We start from the raw sequence: 543 nt of genomic DNA, 5'->3' as shown, positions 1-543 counted from the left end.
CAGGTAGATGAAGGCGTGGCCGGCCCCGATCGCGTACGCCGCGATGATCGCGCCCTCGACGAGGGCGTGCGGGGTGGCCATGATCAGCGGCATGTCCTTGCAGGTCCCCGGCTCGGACTCGTCGGCGTTGACGACCAGGTAGTGGGGCTTGTCTCCCGACTGTGCATTCGGGTCGCTCCGCGGGCTCCGCTCCTGCGGTATGAACGACCACTTGGTGCCGGTCGGGAAACCGGCGCCGCCGCGGCCCCGCAATCCGGAGTCCTGGACCGTCGTCACGACCTCCGCCGGCTGCATGCGCAGCGCCCGGGCCAGCGCCTGGTAGCCGTCGTGGCCGCGGTAGGTGTCGAGGGTCCAGGACCGCGGGTCGTCCCAGTACCCGCTCAGGACGGGTGTCAGCGGCGTGGCCCCGGCGGGCCGCCCCTCGCCGGGCTCGCGCGTCACGCGCAGGCCCGCGACGGTGGCGTCGCCGCCGCTGCCCGCGGCCTCCGAGGCCCCGGGCCGCTCGTCGGGGAAGCCGGCGAGGATGCGGGCGGTCTGCCGGAA

General features: G+C 74.6%; 1 pseudogene. It reads right to left on the bottom strand.

Annotated features, from left to right (window positions below):
• Nucleotides 1-441: pseudogene (locus AC1DYG_RS19090) on the bottom strand (hypothetical protein); the annotation flags it as partial.
• Between the last annotated feature and the right edge of the window lie 102 nt (nucleotides 442-543).

The organism is Pedococcus sp. P1_H8 (assembly GCF_056405175.1).
This window is presented reverse-complemented; position numbering and strand designations above follow the sequence as displayed.